This is a genomic window from Sodalis glossinidius str. 'morsitans' (genome assembly GCF_000010085.1).
GTDB classification, from domain to species: Bacteria; Pseudomonadota; Gammaproteobacteria; order Enterobacterales; family Enterobacteriaceae; genus Sodalis; species Sodalis glossinidius.
This window is the reverse complement of record NC_007712.1, coordinates 1,951,703-1,967,926: the sequence shown is the minus strand read 5'-3', so window position 1 is coordinate 1,967,926 and position 16,224 is coordinate 1,951,703. Positions and strand designations below refer to the sequence as shown.

General features: G+C 48.7%; 19 protein-coding genes, 2 tRNA genes and 4 pseudogenes. 12 read left to right on the top strand and 13 right to left on the bottom strand.

Going from position 1 to position 16,224, the window contains the following annotated elements; translation table 11 throughout:
* Positions 1-38 precede the first annotated feature (38 nt).
* Positions 39-281, bottom strand: coding sequence for a hypothetical protein (locus tag SGP1_RS10255; protein ID WP_041866857.1), 243 nt, complete (start codon positions 279-281; stop codon positions 39-41).
* A gap of 997 nt (positions 282-1,278) precedes the next feature.
* Here SGP1_RS10255 and SGP1_RS33220 point away from each other — a divergent pair.
* Together SGP1_RS33220 and SGP1_RS10250 are read left to right on the top strand one after the other, a co-directional pair.
* Positions 1,279-1,575, top strand: a complete 297-nt coding sequence (locus tag SGP1_RS33220) for a GhoT/OrtT family toxin (RefSeq protein ID WP_243466224.1) — start codon at positions 1,279-1,281, stop codon at positions 1,573-1,575.
* Between the two features lie 1,092 nt (positions 1,576-2,667).
* Positions 2,668-3,381, top strand: a complete 714-nt coding sequence (locus SGP1_RS10250; RefSeq protein ID WP_011410999.1) for a helix-turn-helix transcriptional regulator — start codon at positions 2,668-2,670, stop codon at positions 3,379-3,381.
* 1,395 nt (positions 3,382-4,776) lie between these two features.
* On the opposite strand, the gene SGP1_RS10245 is transcribed toward SGP1_RS10250, so the two are convergent.
* Positions 4,777-4,852 (bottom strand) — tRNA-Lys (locus SGP1_RS10245).
* Positions 4,853-4,965: 113 nt separating this feature from the next.
* A pseudogene (locus SGP1_RS10240) lies at positions 4,966-5,610 on the bottom strand (IS5 family transposase); the annotation flags it as partial.
* Here SGP1_RS10240 and SGP1_RS10235 point away from each other — a divergent pair.
* Positions 5,608-6,132: pseudogene (locus SGP1_RS10235) on the top strand (IS110 family transposase); the annotation flags it as partial. The pseudogenes SGP1_RS10240 and SGP1_RS10235 sit on opposite strands and share 3 nt — an antisense overlap.
* Before the next feature lie 118 nt (positions 6,133-6,250).
* Here the strand turns inward: SGP1_RS10235 and SGP1_RS10230 are convergent.
* Genes SGP1_RS10230 through SGP1_RS10220 form a run of 4 tightly spaced genes read right to left on the bottom strand, consistent with a single transcriptional unit; the run spans position 6,251 to position 8,793 of the window.
* Complete coding sequence (locus SGP1_RS10230; protein ID WP_041866855.1) at positions 6,251-6,799, bottom strand: hypothetical protein; 549 nt, start codon at positions 6,797-6,799, stop codon at positions 6,251-6,253.
* A gap of 26 nt (positions 6,800-6,825) precedes the next feature.
* Complete coding sequence (locus tag SGP1_RS10225) at positions 6,826-7,374, bottom strand: hypothetical protein (protein WP_011410998.1); 549 nt, start codon at positions 7,372-7,374, stop codon at positions 6,826-6,828.
* A 25-nt stretch (positions 7,375-7,399) separates the two neighbouring features.
* Entirely contained in the window at positions 7,400-7,732 is a 333-nt protein-coding gene (locus SGP1_RS33215; protein ID WP_243466223.1) for a VapE domain-containing protein, read from the bottom strand.
* Complete coding sequence (locus tag SGP1_RS10220) at positions 7,684-8,793, bottom strand: hypothetical protein (protein WP_243466222.1); 1,110 nt, start codon at positions 8,791-8,793, stop codon at positions 7,684-7,686. The genes SGP1_RS33215 and SGP1_RS10220 overlap by 49 nt, the downstream gene beginning before the upstream one ends.
* Positions 8,794-9,379: 586 nt before the next feature.
* Here SGP1_RS10220 and SGP1_RS27170 point away from each other — a divergent pair.
* The 4 genes and pseudogenes from SGP1_RS27170 (at position 9,380) to SGP1_RS10200 (ending at position 11,402) form a co-directional block, all read left to right on the top strand.
* Positions 9,380-9,631 (top strand): helix-turn-helix domain-containing protein, encoded by a 252-nt coding sequence (locus tag SGP1_RS27170; RefSeq protein ID WP_148203320.1) that lies wholly within the window; start codon positions 9,380-9,382, stop codon positions 9,629-9,631.
* Positions 9,612-10,926 (top strand): annotated as a pseudogene (locus SGP1_RS27165) (DNA polymerase); the annotation flags it as partial. The gene SGP1_RS27170 and the pseudogene SGP1_RS27165, both read left to right, overlap by 20 nt.
* 4 nt (positions 10,927-10,930) lie before the next feature.
* A complete protein-coding gene (locus SGP1_RS10205; protein WP_041866496.1) occupies positions 10,931-11,110 on the top strand; it encodes a hypothetical protein in 180 nt (59 codons plus the stop codon).
* A 2-nt stretch (positions 11,111-11,112) separates the two neighbouring features.
* Positions 11,113-11,402 (top strand): annotated as a pseudogene (locus SGP1_RS10200) (VRR-NUC domain-containing protein).
* Here the strand turns inward: SGP1_RS10200 and SGP1_RS10195 are convergent.
* The 6 genes from SGP1_RS10195 to SGP1_RS33200 form a co-directional block, all read right to left on the bottom strand.
* A complete protein-coding gene (locus SGP1_RS10195) occupies positions 11,373-11,819 on the bottom strand; it encodes a hypothetical protein (protein ID WP_011410996.1) in 447 nt (148 codons plus the stop codon). The pseudogene SGP1_RS10200 and the gene SGP1_RS10195 overlap by 30 nt on opposite strands.
* 338 nt (positions 11,820-12,157) lie before the next feature.
* Positions 12,158-12,589, bottom strand: coding sequence for a transposase (locus SGP1_RS33210; protein WP_243466221.1), 432 nt, complete (start codon positions 12,587-12,589; stop codon positions 12,158-12,160).
* Positions 12,590-12,654: 65 nt separating this feature from the next.
* Positions 12,655-13,119, bottom strand: a complete 465-nt coding sequence (locus tag SGP1_RS33205; protein ID WP_011410995.1) for an IS110 family transposase — start codon at positions 13,117-13,119, stop codon at positions 12,655-12,657.
* Between the two features lie 241 nt (positions 13,120-13,360).
* Positions 13,361-13,439 (bottom strand) — tRNA-OTHER (locus SGP1_RS10185).
* A 118-nt stretch (positions 13,440-13,557) separates the two neighbouring features.
* Positions 13,558-13,872, bottom strand: coding sequence for a hypothetical protein (locus SGP1_RS10180; protein ID WP_011410994.1), 315 nt, complete (start codon positions 13,870-13,872; stop codon positions 13,558-13,560).
* A gap of 87 nt (positions 13,873-13,959) precedes the next feature.
* Positions 13,960-14,130: a hypothetical protein gene (locus SGP1_RS33200; RefSeq protein ID WP_243466220.1), complete on the bottom strand. Its 171-nt coding sequence runs from the start codon at positions 14,128-14,130 to the stop codon at positions 13,960-13,962.
* On the opposite strand from SGP1_RS33200, the gene SGP1_RS35645 reads away from it, so the two are divergent.
* From SGP1_RS35645 to SGP1_RS35635, 5 genes are all read left to right on the top strand, one after another.
* Positions 14,071-14,205, top strand: a complete 135-nt coding sequence (locus SGP1_RS35645) for an ORF6N domain-containing protein (RefSeq protein ID WP_341532864.1) — start codon at positions 14,071-14,073, stop codon at positions 14,203-14,205. The two genes, SGP1_RS33200 and SGP1_RS35645, sit on opposite strands and share 60 nt — an antisense overlap.
* Before the next feature lie 215 nt (positions 14,206-14,420).
* Positions 14,421-14,723, top strand: a complete 303-nt coding sequence (locus SGP1_RS10170; RefSeq protein ID WP_050747562.1) for a hypothetical protein — start codon at positions 14,421-14,423, stop codon at positions 14,721-14,723.
* 415 nt (positions 14,724-15,138) lie between these two features.
* Positions 15,139-15,399, top strand: coding sequence for a hypothetical protein (locus tag SGP1_RS33195; protein WP_341532850.1), 261 nt, complete (start codon positions 15,139-15,141; stop codon positions 15,397-15,399).
* Positions 15,400-15,404: 5 nt separating this feature from the next.
* Positions 15,405-15,698: a hypothetical protein gene (locus tag SGP1_RS35640; RefSeq protein WP_341532849.1), complete on the top strand. Its 294-nt coding sequence runs from the start codon at positions 15,405-15,407 to the stop codon at positions 15,696-15,698.
* 220 nt (positions 15,699-15,918) lie between these two features.
* Positions 15,919-16,200, top strand: coding sequence for an antA/AntB antirepressor family protein (locus tag SGP1_RS35635; RefSeq protein ID WP_050747561.1), 282 nt, complete (start codon positions 15,919-15,921; stop codon positions 16,198-16,200).
* Positions 16,201-16,224: the final 24 nt, after the last annotated feature.

Genomic DNA, 16,224 nt, shown 5'->3' with positions numbered 1-16,224 from the left:
ACTGCCTTCAAGCATAATGACCAACAAAAAATGATCATTTAAATCACCCCGTGTGATGGGAAATTAACAAACGTCTGCCCCATCGCCCGGATATGTCCACAGATAAAAATATCAAAATGATGGGCTTCAACACGCCAATCGAGGATATCAACCTGAGACCGGGTGAAATGTGCTTGCAACAAAGAAGCATTGACACCGAAACGCCAGCGTTCAATCTTAGAGGACGGTATTTCCCCCTCAAAGATGTTGTCATAAATAATCCGAGCGTTTTCATCTTTCATGATGCTGCCTTAAAGGGGACAGGCGTACCCGCGCACGCAATCACTCCCCAAAAAAAATGATATTGGACAGGTTTCTCTTTTAAACGCGTTCAGTGTTTTTTTATTTATCACCGACCTGCAGAGAGGCAGTGTGATGATATCAATAAATTTTAAAAGGATGGCATAGATTTAATAAATCATAGAACAAATTTTTATCTACGTCGTTAGTCTTACACAAAAAATAAATAATCACTCTAAAAAAATAGATTGAATTAATTACCTACTTTCCATGAATAAGAAAACCCGGTGCTTCATGTCGCCGGTCTCGCGAGCATACCGATAGCATTAACCATTTGTGCTCTTACGTAGTCGCGGTAACTGGTGGCAGGATGTTGTACCGGATTGAAACAGAGCGAGATTAGAATTCGCTGAAGCCACTATGCCAGAATTTTCGTTATGCAAAATAACATTGGCTTATAATACATAACAAATTAGCAATTTTATTACTCACTTCTCTCCTCAAAGAAAACATCGGGTTTATTCTGAAGTTTGATCAACGCCGCAGTTGACCGACATGAAAGCGATAAATTTGCTATCAAAGCAATCTGTTTCATTGACCAGGACTGCAGCACGGTATCACATCAAGTGCCCTCAATGTTATTTGCACGGGACGCGACATGCGTACTGCTCAGCGCATGTTTGAGCGCAGAGGCGAAGACATGGAAAAGAGTACTCATTTAGCGTAATAAATACCGTTGGCAAGGCGAGCCCTGACCATGATTTTCACCGGAACTCGCGATGGGGTAATGGTTTTACCCCCCTTTTTCATGGCGAGGCCGATTATTTTTAGCGTATCTTGGGCGAACAGGGTGTACACGCTTGTGCCGGGCGGCCCTTACTTACAAGCTGAACTAACACAAGGCGGTATATAAGTCCTGTGCCACCGCTGGCTAGGGCCTGTGCAAGCGGGGGGATATTTCGAGCATGTAAAGGATTTAATCAGAAAGGAACGGCGAATATGGACACGCACACCCTGACGACATGGCAGCTTCTTGTTGCAAGCTACCTCACCGGCACTGTCGTCACAGCGCTTTTGAAATTTTTTATCAGCCGCGACCCGTCCTTTCGGCATACGTCTACTGTGCACCGCGCTTATCGGTTTAACCTGGCCACTAAGCTTTCCACTCGTGCTCATTTTTATTATGCTGTAAACCTGAAAACACATGGCAGTTGGAAAAGGCAAAACTTCGTCCAGGTGCCAACATCGCCCTTTATAACCCTCAATAAGAAAAGGGCCGCACCTGTGCGGCCTTAAAGAAGTTGTCCCCACCCGGCGCTTATCTCCGGAACTCACCCGACGGCGGTTTTAGCTCTGCAATGGGGATAGCTAGTTATATCATTTAAGAGGATTCCGATTCAATACCAAATGAGAATGAAAATCACATGTATTTGCATATAGCGTGATTTTACCGAGCAAAGCGCGTCCCGTCTGGTCTCATTGAACTAACAAGTCAACGAATTCATCCTAATGGTAAGGACGCGAGTTCCCTATATACCCCTTTTTTATTTCCTTATTACGGTCGATTTTTCTTATGCTCATCTGTTGCTAACGCCTCTTTACGCCCTGCAACCACCTACCCTGGGGGGTAAGGAAGCTTAATCGTGTATGACAGCACATCAAAGAAGGCACACCCACAGCGTTAAATGTCTTACACTGTCAATAACGGCCACGGATGGTGCAAAAGCAGTTTGGCCTGGCCAGAGCCTGCTGGACCCTCAGCGCCTGCTGACAAGCGAGCGAGCTCCCTGACTAGTGACGCGCAACTTCTCGTTAGCAGGCTGGCATTAAGCCTTATAAATCTCCTCGTTTAGAAAAAAGAATCCGGGTACATTATGCAAAAATAGATTTGCCGACATAAATTAGGTGTATTGCTAATCGTGGTGCTGGCGCTCGAGTTGGTGATGTACCTACTCACGCCCTCCTGGTTCCCCTGGGGACTTAACTAATAAACGTTATTCTAACGTCAGGCACGGTAGTTATGCCTCATCCCGGCGCCGCGTCCTATTTCCAATCTAAATGCATTATCAAAGTGTTTTTGGCCGTTGCTTGCCACGCTTTATTTTACACGCGCCTGGCATAGGCTAAACCCCATATCGCAAAAAACAGGCCGTCGAGCAACGGCAATTTCATGATTGTCACGCTCGTCTGCCTTGCTGCGAGAGAAATTGACAGATTATGCTCCCCCTGCCGGATATCTCTTCAGGGCAAAGGATACGCGTTAGTTTTCTTTGGCCAGATGTCTTATCGAGGGTGGAATACTCTTTACCCCTACTGAAACCTATGTAATTTTTATTCTCGCAAGGTGAAGAGGATACAAAAGACATTACCTTTCAAAGAGAGATAATCATGGAGTGTAGCAACGCATCAGCGGACGTCGTGCTAAATACCGAATCCCTCGGCAAAATCCCCATCATTGCCATAATGGAGCACGCCTCTATTCCCTGGGCGATCAAGGATTCGGAATCAAGAATTGTATATATGAATAACGCAGCTGTAGACTTTCTCAATCTGCCGGTAGGTTTCGATTTTGAAGGTCGAACAGATGAAGAATTACCTCATCCCTGCTCTGAATTCGCCGAGGAGATTCGAGCCCAAGACAGAAAAGCAGAAGCCAGCAAAGAAGGCACGGAAACCATTATTACCTCCTATTTTGGTCGTCAGGGTCTGTTGGCACCCTTTTATACGCCAAAATTCCCTCTTTATGATCACGAAGGGAATGTTATAGGAACAATGCTCTACCAGAAAAAATTTGAACTTATTCACCTGTGTGATTTTTTCCGCGAGCTTTCACCGTCAGTGATTACCCTTAATCAGCCTGACAGTACCTTTAATGAAAAAGAATTGGATATCCTATTTTATGCTATGCAGCGCATGGATAAAAAGGGGATAGCACAAAATTTGCACCTTTCATTACGGACGGTAGAGAAGCGATTGAAAACTCTTTATAATAAATTGGGCATAAATAGCCTTAGCGCATTAATAGAGTATGGTCGTCAATTCGGCCATAATCGCTATATACCCAAAAAATTGTTACAGTCTGGCGTAAATTTTTTCTGGTGACGGTTCAACGCCAATAAGCAAACGTCATAAACAACTTTAACTAAAGCGAATGACTTCTGGCATTCCTCTGGCGGAACGTCACTAACACCGGCGGCAATAAGGAAATAGCGACAAAACTTAGCATATCACATCGTACTGTTGAAAATAGATTGCAAAGGATTTATGAAAATAAAGCTGCACATACCTTTCCCCACTCTGAAATGATAGGGTATTTAAAGGAAAATGTTCCTTTAAACCCTAAAGCAAATTTGTTATCAATTTTATAAATTTGAGGTTGTCTTAACGTTTGAAAACAGTGTCTGGTCCAGCATATATTCAATGGTAAGTCTTTATGAGAATCCCCTAGCAATGACAATTATTTAGTATGGGGGAAGCCTGTAGTAACCCTGTGCTGATTCCCACCTCGTTTTCAATATTAGGATCACCGGGCAGATATGAGTGGTATTTCGTCTTGGAAATCCCGCTTGCAGATTGGATTTCTCCGCCACACTTATGCGGCGCTCCGCTTTCTGAGATAAACGATGATCGGATTTGAAATGCATTTTCCCAGAGGTCAAAAAGGGCACATCGTGGGCGGTGAGTAAAACTAAGAGCTAGATTAGCAAGAGAAGGTAAGCCAGGGCTTGAGTTCATGGAACGACCAAATACCCAATGATAATGGTATTCGCGTAAAGCAGTTATGCGAACATAGCTTAGGATGGCAGCGACGGAATGGAGTTAACTGGACTCTGTGCCAATGTGAAAAACCCAGGCGTCACGCGAGGAAAGGATATCATCGCTCATCACAGCAGAAGCAAAGTGCTTGATTGACGAGTTGTCAAATTACTTTAAGGCCGTTGTCGTGTTTGCCCTCGCTACCGGCTTACGGAGGTCAAAATCCTCCATCTCGAATGGTCACAGCGCAACATGCAGAGGAGGATGACCTGAATACATCCAGAGAACACTAAAGGCAGCCGCCCCTTAAGGGTGGCACTCATTGACACGGCTTGGTGTACCTTGCGCAGTAAAATGGCGAAGCATAACCGCAGAGTGTTTATTTATCAGACGCCATGCATTACCAGATGGAACTCTAGCTCCACAACTAAGAAAATGCGTGTCGATAGTAATAAGGCTTAGCCTTGTGCCTTCAGCACGCCGGAATTATGGATTCTCGTTTTTACGACCTACGGCATACCTGGGCGTACGGGTTGATACGTTCGGCAGTTCCATTATCTGCATTACCAGAAATCAAATGCGGCGAATCGACAGTAATGGTGAGGAGATATACTCACTTTTCTCCTAATCATTTTACTAATCACGCACGACACATCGACAGCATTTTCGCGTAGTGCGACACAAATACGACACAGGGTGATTTTACAACCGGACGAGAGGGAATCTAACTTATTGAAATATTGGTGGGTCGTGTAGGGCTTGAACCTACGACCAATTGATTAAGAGTCAACTGCTCTGCCAACTGAGCTAACGACCCAACGCCGAAGATTATTCTCTTAATGGGCGCCAGCGTCAAATACTTCATGTCGGTTGCGGCTTTGTTGAATAAATCAGAACTTGTGTGACTACGCCCCCCTAGCAGATCGATTGTTATGCGATCCGGATGCTGTTCGGCATTCCTAACAGCGTCATTTTGTTAAGCGCTTTGACCATCGCCATTGCCTCACCTACCTGCGCATCATAGTCACGCAGACTTAGATGATCGCCCACTTGCTTTTTCCATACATCGTTACTGCCGCTTAGACGCTGATTCGCAACGGCGTAGTTACGCTCATGGTATCGGTCTGGCCAATATTGCGCTCCACCTCGTGGAGGAATAAGAGGCCTTATTTTCTTCCTCAGCAGAGCATCATGACAGTAGCGGGTATCATAAGCGCCATCAGCCGACGCTTCCCTGATTTTCCGCTGGGTCTGGTTTATCAGAGCTGGTAGGGCCTGAGTATCCGTCGTACCGCTGAGCGATAAGTCAGCACAGATAATCTCATGCGTTACACTGTCTGCGGCCATATCCAGCTTACGCCACACCCTCCGTCTGTCGGCACCATGCTGTCGGACTTTCCATTCGCCTTCGCCAAAGACCTTCAGGCCGGTTCCATCAATGACTAGAGGTGAGATTTCACCACGGGTAGGCGTTTTTATGCTGATCTTAACTGTCTTTGCTCGCTTGCTGATCAGCGAGTAGTCTGGGCATCTTAGCGGCAGCACCATCAGTTTAAAAATGGCGTCAACGAAGCCGAGCGTAACCGTTTTTATCCCGTTCATCCGCAGAGCAGGAAAAGTATCAATATCATCATCAAAGCGCTGGAAGATGAGCTTGCCAGAATCGATGAAGACATGAACAACCACATCAGGAACCACTTCAAAGAGCTGGCTGCCAGACTGAGCAGTATTAAAGGGGTTGGTATGATGACGGTTGCAGCGTTGCTGGCGGAGGTTTCCGACCTGGGTAGCCTCTCGAGACGAGCCATCAGCGCGCTTGTAGGCGTTGCTCCCATAAACCGGGACTCGGGTACCATGCGGGGCCAGCGAACCATCTTTGGCGGAAGGGGCGGAGTCCGAACAGCGCTTTATATCGCCACACTTGTCGCAACCCGCTTTAATCCGGTGATAAAAGCATTTTATACGCGGCTGCTTGCAGCGGGAAAAGCCAAAAAAGTCGTGCTGGTTGCCTGTATGCGTAAACTTCTGACTATCCTGAACGCGATGCTCAGAAAGAACGAAGAGTGGGATGAATCGTACCATCACGTTTCTCTATAATTTTATCGTTCAAGACAGTTGCTTCACTGAATATTTTCATTCACCAGACAGCAAAAAGGCCACGCCGGGGCGTAGCCTTCAAAATAAGTGCCAGATTAGCGTCTGGCGGGGTGAAAAATCACTCTAAACGTGTATCACTGAGTGCAGATATGATGATTTGTTTCATTGTTAAACAAACCTCTATGAAAGCATCTTCCTCTTCCTGGACGGCAACAATTATCGACCTCTGACAATGACCGACATCAACATTTAGCATTCCATCCCTATATAGCATTGATATAGTGGACAAAAATTGCTTTCCACCGGTTAATGGCTGGTCATCAATAACAGTTGAAACTTTAAAGGTGAGCGTATAGTCGTCGGTAAGGTTTATAGCAGCCAGCGTAGTTTTCTGGAATGCTCCGTCTTCATTTAAATGTCCTACCGATACATAGGGTCTGTCAACACCTTTACTATCCCGCCATCTCTCGGCAGGTAGACAAAGCGATTTTTTATACTCTTTGACAAGTTTATACCCGAGTTTTTGTAACTTAGACCGTCGAACATCATATTGCCGGTCTATCTTTACTTTATACTCCCTGATATCTGCGTAGGTTATACTCATTCCAGTCTCAAAAAAGTTATAACTCTGAAGAAACATAATAACCTCTGAGACGATCAGGAACAACAAGCCCCGGCATTAACGGACATAGTCTACGCATGGCGCTCCCCAACTTTCTGGAATGGGGAATTTTTTAAACGGTGGATGGTTAGCTCTTCGAAGATTTTTTCTTTAGCTTCCAGTCCGCGATCGTTAACTTCGATCAATGCCTGAAGCTCTGCCAGGGCTTGCATCTGTCCAAGAACACGCCCCAGTTTACGCATATCGAAATCGCGGCACCGGTAACCCTCACGTGGCGTTAACGCGTCGGCTATGCTATCGAGTATCTCATTTCTGCGCAGTGCCATTTTCCGCAACTGCATTTCATCGTATTTTCCCGCGTGAGCGTTGACTGCATTCATGCCAAGCATATTCGCTATGCGCACCGCATTCTCGACAATCGCCTCGCGATTAGCCGTGATGCATCCATCTGACGCAGCTCTAATCACAGCATTCTTTATCGGTGCTTCTTCGATGAAAACCTTGCCTGCTTCAATCTTGAAGGGCTGCGTGGATTCGGTCTTTTGCAGCCTGGCCTTAACTTCGCTCAGTTTTTGCTCTACCGCTGCAAGCAGCGCCTCAATAATTGAACTATCACTCATTTATTTATCCTCTCTCCAGACGACATTACGCGATGCAAGCCGTTACGCTCAGCCCCTTCAAATCAGGGCGATTGTACTCAACCCGGAGCGACTCGTCTGAACAGTCAACATCGTAGCCGTGGCGGTACGCCGCTGTACTTCTGCCATAAAGCGTGTCGTCGATCAGCAGGTTATCTCCCTGCCATACCCTGCCCGCCAAGGCTGTCCAGGCGTAAAGCGATACCGCAGAGGTATATTCCGACGGCTCGACGTCAAAATACGTCTCGAAGAAAGTTTTCACGCGTGGCACACCGTCCCAATCCACTCCGTTCAACCACTCGATGGCGCTATCGAACGGGTTCTCATCGGCAACCAGCAACACTGCATCCCGCTGAGCTCTTTACTCACCGGGTCAAACTGCCGCCGTTCCAGAGTGATACGCAGTCTGCTAAAATCGGGGCCGGTAATGGGCACCCATTGGTTATCGCCCTCCTCGGCCAGCATAATTTCATCGCGGAACTGGTCGAAGCAGACTTGCACGCCGCAGAAATCAGGCCGCGCAACAGCCTTGCTGACGTTATCGATGGTGTTTTTAATGACGCCGGTCTTGTCTTTGCGCACAAAGGCTGGCCACGGCGTTTTATTCGCCGCCTCAACCGCGCCCAGGTCCTCAAAATCCTCCACCACCGCCACGGGATGCTTCATGCGCTCAGAGCCGGGGTTTATCCAGCCAGCATCGCCCGTGCGCTTAAAGATGGCCTGATAACCAGTACGATCGGCTTTTAGTGCGTCGTTATCCCACTTGGCGGCGGCGGACCATTCGATCCACAGTTCGCGCACCCGCTCTTCGTACTCGGTACCTTTGAACCACGCCAGCCGGTTCCCCATCGCAATCCATGCCAAATAGCGCCCGCAACTACCCTCAGCGTCCGCGATAACATCGAGGTGCCACAGGGCGGAGCGGATATCGTCGAACGTCTCATCGTTAACATTGTCCAGCTGCACAAGGCGCTCTAAATCGTCAACGGAATTGGTATCGGATGCCGGCAGGCGATCGCACTCTTCCCCTTTCGCTGCCTCAGCCAGCAACGTGTCAACATCAACCGGTCGCCCGTTGAAGCTCTCAAATTCGGCGTTCTCATCAGGCAGATAGATGATTTGCGCCGAACCGTAAACGCTGTCATCCCAGCGAACCGGACCATCGTAGTTCAGCATGACAACGTGCATGATGTGCGCCTGCAGCTGCTGCAACACTCTAGGCTTTTCCGCCGCCGTAATCGGGCGGCTCGGTTCGAGCACAATGCGGATACGGCTTTCGCCATTCACCGCCGGGTGCTTGTGGCTGGCAGTGGTGTAGGAAAAGCCCCGATAGTCCGATATCGCCGACTTGACGCTCTGCCAGCCCTCTTCGCTGATGCCGTCAAGGTCTAGCGGCAGCACATACAGGTCACCCGCACTGGTATCACAGCGCCGTCGCGGCATCCCCGGCTTGAACGTGCACCAAAGGTAGGGCAAGTTCCGCTTTTTATTCTCTAATGCCTTTGGTGTCAATGGATTTAACGCCGATACGCACGCAGCTTTTGCGCACGGACTTCTCAAACGCAGTGAAGTCCGTGGCGCTCCTGTCGCGTGGCTGATTATCCTTAGCGTTTCGCCCCTGTGTGTAGCGAATCGCCATGGGTCATTTGGCCTTGGTGATGGTAGAGGTTGCTATTTGTGTTAGGTAAAACTGCTCCAAAGCACGCACTGTCGATATTCTAGGGTCAGCATTCTTGCCCGTCAGTATCCGACTTATTGAAGGTTGTTTTACCCCGTGTCTTTTTCTAGGTCTTTTTGGGTGAATCCAAGCTCCAGTAGAGACCTAACTACTTCTTGTAGTGTTTTTTTATCCATCATGTCAACTCTCAAAATATTTATAAAACGCATAAAAAATAACAATTCGTATATGAAATAAAAATGCGAAAATTTTATTTTTAGCCGATTATAATATGCGTAAAAGAATATATTTATATTTGGAGACATACAGATGAACTTAGGGACAGAAAAATTAAAAAGAAATATCAATAGCTTAATGTCTAATAAGCAAGTAAAAAGTGTTGCTGAATTATCACGGCGAATAGGGATGCCTCAGCCTACATTGCATCGGATGCTGAATGGTGAAGTCAAAAGTCCTCGGTTGGCAGTGGTCCAAAACATTGCAAAATTTTTCAATGTAGAGGCTAATGATTTGTTATATAAGGATTTAACTCTCAAGGATAATCATCAACCATATCGTTAACGCCTTCGGCATTACCCTGCCGGATATGCAGAAAAGTACACTTAAGCGGCGTATCAACGACCCCGATCTGCCGATAGCGTTGCGCGAACGGCTGATCGTCCGTCTCCAATCCTGTACAACCAGCACCAGTAAGTACGAGAAATTGGTCGAATCCGTCAGCCGCGATGGCCGTTTACGCGGCACCAAGCAGTTTTGTGGTGCCTCACGTACCGGGAGCTGGGCGGGGCGGCTTTTTCAGCCCGACAACCTCCCTCGGCCATCCATGTCACAGGCAGAGATTGACCTGGGGATAAAGGCGCTGAAAAAGGGCGTGGCAGATTTGGCGTTCGACGTTATGCCGCTCACCAGTTCTGCACTACGCGCCTGCATCCGCACGCCCGAAGGTAAGAAGCTAGTAGTATCCGACCTGAGCAATATCGAAGGCCGGATGCTGGCGTGGCTGGCGGGCGAGGAATGGAAGCTGCAGGCATTCCGCGATTATGACGCTGGTATCGGCGATGACCTGTACAAGCTGGCCTACGCCAAGGCGTTCCACATCGACCCAAGCGAAATGACCAAAGCGCAAAGGCAAGTCGGTAAGGTGATGGAGCTCGGATTGGGGTATGGCGGCGGCGTGGCAGCCTTCGTGACCTTTGCCCTCGCCTACGGCCTTGACCTCGATGCGCTGGCCGATGTGGCCCTGCCCTCCATACCGGCGACAATTATCCGCGAGGCCGGAAACTGGTACGCCGAGTCCGTAAAGCGGAAGAAAACCTACGGGCTGACAGAGCGCGTGTTTGTTGCCTGTAATTCGATAAAACGCCTGTGGCGGGACGCGCATCCAAAGACCATCTCGTTCTGGCGGACACTGGAGGACGGGGTACGGCACACCATTGAACACCCGGGTGCACGCTGCCTTGTCGGCGCGTCAAAATCCGGCGCGACGGTGCGTGGCTGCGCATCGCCCTGCCCTCGGGCCGGGTCGTCTGTTACCCGGGAGAGGGGAAGTGACCTACATGGGCATGGACCCGTACAAGCACAAATGGGACCGGCTCAAAACATATTCCGGAAAAATTGCGGAAAATCTCACCCAAGCAGCCACGCGTGACGTGCTGGCAGCAGCCATGCCCGTGATTGAAGAGCACGGCTACGAGATTGTTTTAACGGTACACGATGAGGTGGTCTGCGAAGCGCCGGATACCGATGACTACACGCATGACGCGCTAAGCACCCTACTGGCAACTACCCCACATTGGGCCGATGGCCTGCCGCTTAACGCTGGCGGGTTTGAAGCGCTTTATTACCGGAAGGAATAACTCGATGAACATTGAAAAACCATCCATGACCATCGTACCGTTCGCCAACGCTAACTGTAACGCGTGGGACTTCGGCAACGGCAACGTTGTTTATGACTTTTTGACCGCTGACCGTATGGCAAAACCCTCGCCCAACACCAGCACCGGCGCTTTAGCGAGAGCCATTAATGACGGGAAGGCATAAGCATGTACTACCTAAGAGAAAAAGCCATCGAGCAACAGCTTATCCGCGCGGTAAAAGCCACCGGCGGCATCGCCTACAAGTTTGTATCGCCGAGCAGGCGGGCGTACCTGACCGTCTGGTCGTCTTACCTGGTGGCCGGGTGCTGTTTGTGGAATGCAAAGCGCCGGGGCAGAAAGCACGCCCCTCCCAGAGGCGCGAACACGACCGGCTCAGAGCGCTGGGGGGCGAAGTCATCGTGCTGGATGATAGAACGGTCGTGGGTTTAACCACAGAGCAACCGCAACAACGTTGATAGCATGGATAGCTCTTCTTGATTTTCAACAGGAAGACCAATTTTTATTTGCGTTTTCCGCAATGCTATAGGCTTCAGACAAGACCAGATGTTGTTATCAGTGCTTTCCAGCTCGATGAGTCTGGCTTTCAGATCAGCATCATTGAACTGGGCTTCATTTGTGAATAATCTGAGATACTCAAAGGATTGTTTCGCGGCTCCGGCGGACTGCTTGCCAAATTGGTAAGTCGATTGCACCACTGAAATAATCACGATCATCACCCCAAAGAAAAATGGGTTCGCTTTTAGCACTATCGCTGAGCCGAAAATCAACGTTAACACCGAAAAGAGTCGGTCAATCCGCCCCGTCGCGGTGGCGTACAACTGTTCTAGATAATACCCGTACAGGATACGGTCTTTAATTTCATCTCGGCTCATAGCGATTCCTTATGGTTATCAGCCTCCGGTTTTCTTCGGTGTCGGTGGCGGAGCCTTAGGTTGTGGCTCGGGCCTTACATTCTTTTCGGGTAAATAGTCATAGGCCAGCCTTTCGCAGGTAGTGACCGTTTGCTTTTTAGACATTGGCTTATCCTTATATTGCATTGGGGTAAGCATATTTTAACCGATTCCTTTGCATTGGGGAATGCAGGAACCTTCGCCGCCTGAGAGGGTTATCAAATCAGGCACCACAAGCAGTCTACGGAGAATTGAATCATGAAACTGGCTAACGCATGGGTGCTGACCTTCAGGCACCCCAATAGATACCGTCTTGCCAGTTATCTTGCAAGACATATTCCAGCATCGAACACCTGCCCTGATTTCAGCACTCCGTAAGCTTGTTGCAATAGTTTCTTCATTGCCGCACATACGACAACTTTCCCTGATTTATTACGTGCATTCATACGCTCTTTCAGCGCTATTATTGCTGGGTTATAGCACATTACCGTCAGGGCCGGCATATACAGGGCTTTACGTATCATGGCGCTGCCCACCTTTGATATCCGACTTTTACCTTTCCACAGCCCAGACTCCTGCAACATCGGATTCAGACCAGCCCAAGCCTCGACAGCTTTGCTGCTATCGAATCGTGACATATCACCAAAATAGCCCAATATCATGCTACTCAACACGCCAGCTATCCCAGGGATCGATTCCAACAGTTCCCTGTTTTGCTTAAGACTTGGATAGTTGCCTATATGATTGTCCATCGCCTGTTTTATCTCTGCTATTTGGGTATCCAGCGCAGCGATGACCGTGCAGATGGAAACCTGTACTAACGGGAGGCTGTTTCCAGGCGATTTTCTTCCATCTGCTTCATTTCCTGCAGATTTATTAGCCGGTTGACCAACGCTTTCAGCTTTCTTTCATTCAGCGGCAACGGTTGCCACAACACGGGAGCATGCAGCTTACAATAACGCGCGATCATGCGTGCATCGCCTTTATCTGTCTTGTTACGACTCAGTTCACTGCAGCAGAATGATTTTATGCGTGCTGGATTTTCCACGCTCACAGCGTAACCTGCATCAGCCAGGAAAGTAGACAATGGCTCACTGTAAGCACCTGTTGCTTCCATACATATATGGCAGTCACCGAACGGCTCAAGCCATTTTTTCAGCGCATCGAAACCCTTAGGCGTGTTAGAAAAGGCTTTGAATTTGTAGGCTGCTTTACCTTTCCAGACTGCAACGTCAAATTTCTGGGAAGCAACATCAATGCCGACAGGGGTGAGAATTTGCACGTGCTAATCAGTCGGGGATCATAATACCCTGAGTACAATGATCGAGATATAGGGAGAGGTCGTCGCCATCACCAACGGCGGCGAGAGTATCGACGATGTCCGCGGTCAGTCTGGGCAGGCAGCCTAACGAAGACTGGGGGAAGCCCAGACGCTCAGGGCAGTGATTGAGTATATGGCCAAAGACAACAAGCGACTACGCAAACAGGTTAGGCGCCTGACGCAGGAGGGGTGTTGCTGAAAGTGGAGGGTCGAGCAGGCATCGAACCCGCGTCCTTACGGTTTAATAACACGTACGCTCTTCCAATCTGAGCTACCGACCCTAAAAATCACAACGATGGACTAAGGTACTCATTACCTTAATGTACGTCAAGCTTATTCCGATAGATTTTTCATTAATCTCGGGATGATGACCATACGCAATAGTGTACTAAGGAAGCGTCATATCTTGAGGATGGCGGCGATAATACTGACTGCAGCTGCGACCATTAGCCCAAGGCGAATCATCATCTGCATACTAAGCTTTTCAAATTTATCGTTAATTTTATCAAATCCCACAGCCATATCCTTACGGACATCAGCGATCTCTGCGGATAGGTCTTTACGGACATCATCAAGATCGCGCTTGGTTGCAACATCAGCAACCTCATGAGATTTACGCACAGCAATAGAAATCGCCTTAGCTTGCTCTTTATTCAAGCCAGACTTTTCCAGTGTTTCGACAAACTCTTGAGTATCAAATGCAACTTGGCCCATAGGTAATCCTCCTGTGTTACGCCAAGTGTAAGCGATCTGAACACCAACCTGCAAAATTTTGCAAGCTAGCCCCCTAATACCTCTTAACTACATCCGTTTAACTATGGAGAAATCGTTATAACCAAAGTCATCACTATTCAGAATACCCAACTGCCCGTTATCGAATATCAGGGCCAGCGTATGATTACGACCGAACTGTTGGCTCAGGGGTATGGGACGGACATCAATAATATTCAGCAAAATTACAAACGCAACCAAGAGCGTTTCATCGAAGGAAAACACCTCTTTAAGATTGACGGGGAGGAGCTAAAAGAGTTTCGCTCAAAAAAATAACCAACCGTCTTATTGTCAGTTGGTTAATAAACACTCAACCAGCCTCACCTTCCGGACTGAGCGCGGGACCTCACGTCACGCCAAGATGTTGGAGACCGACCAGACGTGGGAGTGGTATGAGGCGCTGGAAGATAACTACTTCAGCTTACGCGAACAAAATCCCCCGTCGAATTTGGCCTGACGAACTTCCTTTACTCGGCAGAAGCCGCGATCACATGGGGCAAGAGCGCAAGGCCGCACAACTGGTGACGTTCGAGCGCGATGAAGCGATCTGCACCAAAGCAGAGATCGGCAGTCGCCGTGAAGCAACCGCGATGGCAACGGCTTCGGTAGCGGTGCGTGAGCGCAATAAGTTAGCGGCACGTCTGGGTGAATGCTTTGAACACTCCACCGTGCTTGCCGTCAAGAACCGGACTGGCATCGAATATCCGTGGCGTCCACTGCGCCAATGGTGCGTCGAGCACGAGGTAGAGGCTATCACCGTCCCTAATGCCCGCTACGGCGCAGTACGCTCCTAGCCTGCCGAAGCGTAGATGGCCGTTCATACCGTGAACCTGCATGAGCTGTTTGGTGAAGTGATTTATGCACAAGGCTGACTGGCCAGGGAAAGCTATATTCTTTGAACTTTCTTCTTGACATTTCGCTTTGACTATTAACGACGAGATAATCCATGCGCTATAGTCAATCTGCACCTGCAAATTCAGGTGTCAGGTTTCAGACCCCGCCGAAGTGACCGCGACAATGTGACACGCCGCGAGCGTGTTTTTTTATTGTCCAAAAACATCCGTACGTCCTAATAATGGTGGACTGAATGGGGCAGCCGAAAGGCTGGCTAGTTGGTTACTCGGTAGTCTGAAACCTGTTCAGTTCACCACCAATATGAGTTTCAGACCTCTAGGTGGTGATTACACAAAGTAACCGCAGGAGGTCATTATGACCACTACCTTAACTTTCCGTAATACTATTCTTGAAACTGTCGCCCACGACGGGCAAATCTGGTTCACATCTGTTGTGCTTGCCAAGGCATTGGACTATCGTCAACTTGATTCTATCAAAAATATTTACAATTGGAACAAAGACGAATTTACTTCATGCATGACAACGGCGGTCAATTTGACCGTCAATCGGATAAACAATAGCTTACGTGAAAAAGCAGTTCGCGTTTTCTCCCTACGCGGCGCTCACCTCACCTGATTGCAATGTTCGCCAACACGCCGATTGCCAAAGAGTTCCGCAAATGGGTGCTGGACACTCTCGACCGCGAAGTCAGTCACCCGGTCTACCAACCCGAAGCCCCTGAGCGTTTTACGCGCAACGATACCCGTAACCTTGCGCGTTTAGTCTGGTGCATTACCCGCGGCTTCCGTTTTGAACAGGCATGGACCAATGCCGTTTACTATTCCCTGCGCGATGTCACTGGCACCCCATCGCCGATGCCTTTTGAAGCGCAGCATATCCCCCTGCTGGCCGAAGAGTGCCGCCGCATTTACTAAGTCACCGAAACCCTGCGTGAAGACGTCCATACCGTGCTAGCTGATATACAGCGGCTTTTCGAGAGCTGCCACCGCCAGCAGCAACGGGGCGTGGAAAATCGCCTTGACCACTGGCACGAAGACGAAGTTAAACACTTCCTGACACGCCACTAACCCAGTAATTCTGCCCTGGGATCGCCCCGGGACTTCATTAATCACATTGACTTGTGAGGAGCTTACTATGTCTAAAGAAAATCAACTGATTGCAATCGAAACAAATAGCATCAATGGAGAAGCCGTCCAGACGGCGAACGCCCGTGACCTTCACGCGTTCCTGAAGATCGGCAAGGATTTCACCAACTGGATTAAAGAACGCATCAAGCAGTACGGATTTGTTGAAAACGTCGACTACGTGATTGTCGATAATTTGATCTCACCAAAATCGGCGAGTGCAAAATCTCGCGAGTTATGCTCATTTCTGGTGTATGAGGTTTCGGAGAGGGTGGCGTATGCTGCTGATTGATTTCGTGGATGATTTCAACGACAG